Here is a 2,279-nt window from a genome sequence, read left to right as displayed (position 1 = left end):
GCAGATTGTATGAGAAGGAATTTAGATGGAAGGGTAGAAACAATGTTTCCATTAGAAAATAAAGAGGATCGAAAAAAAGTTACTCAACTTATAAAAGATATTTTGAAGGATAATGTTAAATTAAGAGTTCAAAATAAAGATGGAAGTTATTCTTTAGTAAATCAAAAATCAAAAAAAGCAATATCAAAATTTAATTATCAAGAATACTATAGAGAAAAATCTAGTGAATAAAAAGGAGGGAGTAATATGAGATTAATTAAAGTTTCTAAAAAGAGCGATCTTTATAAAAAAGCAATAGATATATTTAAAGAGACAACTTATGGGAAAGATGTTGTTAATATAGCATTTTCAGGTGGAAGAACTCCAAAAGAATTTTTCACTAAACTATCAAAAGAGGATATAGATTGGGAAAAGATAAATATATTTTTAGTAGATGAAAGGTTTGTACCATTAGATAGTAATAACAGTAATTATAACCTTTTAAAAAAGAATCTTTTAGATAAAATTGATATTCCTGAAAAAAATATACATAAAATAGAGATATTAAAAACTCCTTTGGATTCAAAGATTGATTATGAGAAAAGATTATTAAAGTATTTTAAAGGTGATATAAAATTTGATGCAGTTTATTTAGGAATAGGAGAGGATGGACATACAGGATCAATATTTACAATGGATGATATAGAAGTATTAGAGCCAACTCTTATAACGGAAAGTTCAAACCATCCGCACAAAAGAATAACTTTAAGTATGGAAACAATAAATAAAGCTGAAAAAAAAATAGTTATAGCGACAAAGGAAAAAGCGGAGGTGCTAGAAAATTTACCTAAATTTAAATGTCCAGCATTTTTTATAGATAATCCAATAGTTTTAATGGAATATGAAAAGTAAAAAAAAGTGGATTAAATCCACTTTTTTATTTGAAATTATCAAGTAATCTAAGAAAATCCATTGCAATTTTTTCTTCTTTTGTTAATGTTTGTCTAAAGCTTGGAGAGAAATTATAATTATTTAATCTATTTGGATGATACAGCAAATCATTGATAAAATATTTTAAAGGGTCGTTATAATTTTTGTATGCAGGTAATAATGAAATTTCTCTATTATATTTAGCAAAAGCTTTACGTAATCTTTTTTCTTCTTTTAATTGTTCTTTATAGAATTTTTCTACATTTTTTTGATTTTTATTTTTGAAAGATGGATTCATATTTAGCCATTCAATAAATTCTTTGTTATGTCCCCAGTTAGTATCGGTATTAATATTTTTTTGTGTATGACCTTTTGCTTTTCCTTTGCCTGGATTAGCTAAAATTTGAGTAGAGCAAAGTGTTAAAGATATAAAAATAAAAGCTATAAAGTTTTTCATAATATATTCTCCTCAAATAAAATAATATCTGTCTATTATATATTAAATGCAAAAAAAATTAAAGATATAAAAATTCTTGACTTTTATACTAAAGTTTTATATGATATTAATATATACAGAAAAAGTATAAATGGAGGTATGAAAATGAGAATTATGTTATTTACAACACCAACTTGTCAATATTGTGGTCCAGCAAAGGAGCTTTTAGCAGATACTGAAGGTGTAGAGATTATAAATGCTATGGAAAATCAAGAGTTAGCAGGAATGTATGGAATCAGATCTGTACCATGCTTAATTGTGGAAAAGTGTAGCGGAACAAAAACATTTATAGGATTAGATCAAATCGCTCAATTCGTTGATGAAAATGGACATTCATCAGGTGGATGTGGATGTAGCTGCGGTCATTAATTAAAAAACCATGCAAATAGTTTGCATGGTTTTTATTTTTTATTGGAAAGTAGTTAAAAAACATGTATAATATCTAATTAAATTTATAGATAAAAAAAGAATAAATTTAAACTTGTAGAATAAGCTTAAGAGGTGAAAAAAATGAGAAAAAAATTATCTCTATTTTTACTTCTTTCTATTATTTCAATTTTTGGAAGTATTAGGGAGGAGATTAAAGATAGATCCCACCTATATACTTTTGTTAACTCAGAAATAAAAGAGTCGAAAAATAACAGAAATGATAAACATATACTTTTAAATGTATCGAATAAAGATATTAAAATAATAACAACATCTAGTAGAGATAAAAAAGATGATGATTTAGGAAATGATGATAATGTAACTTATCTTATTAATTCTAGTTTTTCTCCAATTTTTAGAATTAATTTAAAAGAAGTTCCATATTTTAATTTTTATTTAAATAATAATTTAATATATACAATTTTAAATAGATATGAAAATAGAG

Annotated in this window: 4 protein-coding genes and 1 pseudogene; 4 read left to right on the top strand and 1 reads right to left on the bottom strand. The window is 24.7% G+C overall.

The genetic code is table 11. The features are described from left to right. Positions 1-231 (top strand): annotated as a pseudogene (locus HMPREF0202_RS06985) (hypothetical protein); the annotation flags it as partial. Between the two features lie 15 nt (positions 232-246). Then, positions 247-891, top strand: a complete 645-nt coding sequence (pgl, locus tag HMPREF0202_RS06980) for a 6-phosphogluconolactonase (RefSeq protein ID WP_023052369.1) — start codon at positions 247-249, stop codon at positions 889-891. A gap of 25 nt (positions 892-916) precedes the next feature. On the opposite strand, the gene HMPREF0202_RS06975 is transcribed toward pgl, so the two are convergent. Further along, positions 917-1,366 (bottom strand): hypothetical protein, encoded by a 450-nt coding sequence (locus tag HMPREF0202_RS06975; protein WP_023052368.1) that lies wholly within the window; start codon positions 1,364-1,366, stop codon positions 917-919. A 144-nt stretch (positions 1,367-1,510) separates the two neighbouring features. Here HMPREF0202_RS06975 and HMPREF0202_RS06970 point away from each other — a divergent pair, with 144 nt between their 5' ends. Together HMPREF0202_RS06970 and HMPREF0202_RS06965 are read left to right on the top strand one after the other, a co-directional pair. Continuing rightward, positions 1,511-1,774 carry a glutaredoxin domain-containing protein gene (locus tag HMPREF0202_RS06970; RefSeq protein ID WP_040406757.1) on the top strand — a complete coding sequence of 88 codons (264 nt, stop codon included), beginning with the start codon at positions 1,511-1,513 and terminating at the stop codon, positions 1,772-1,774. Positions 1,775-1,915: 141 nt separating this feature from the next. Beyond that, the coding region (locus tag HMPREF0202_RS06965) for a hypothetical protein (protein WP_040406755.1) at positions 1,916-2,279 on the top strand (364 nt) is incomplete at its 3' end.

It is taken from the genome of Cetobacterium somerae ATCC BAA-474, from assembly GCF_000479045.1.
Taxonomy (GTDB): domain Bacteria; phylum Fusobacteriota; class Fusobacteriia; order Fusobacteriales; family Fusobacteriaceae; genus Cetobacterium_A; species Cetobacterium_A somerae.
The sequence above is the reverse complement of the archived record's forward strand: the minus strand, read 5'-3'. Positions and strand labels throughout refer to the sequence as shown.

Bases quoted from the DNA above. Each gene is read 5' to 3' on its own strand.
- pgl (WP_023052369.1), top strand. From the start codon at position 247: ATGAGATTAATTAAAGTTTCTAAAAAGAGCGATCTTTATAAAAAAGCA.
- HMPREF0202_RS06975 (WP_023052368.1), bottom strand. From the start codon at position 1,366: ATGAAAAACTTTATAGCTTTTATTTTTATATCTTTAACACTTTGCTCT.
- HMPREF0202_RS06970 (WP_040406757.1), top strand. From the start codon at position 1,511: ATGAGAATTATGTTATTTACAACACCAACTTGTCAATATTGTGGTCCA.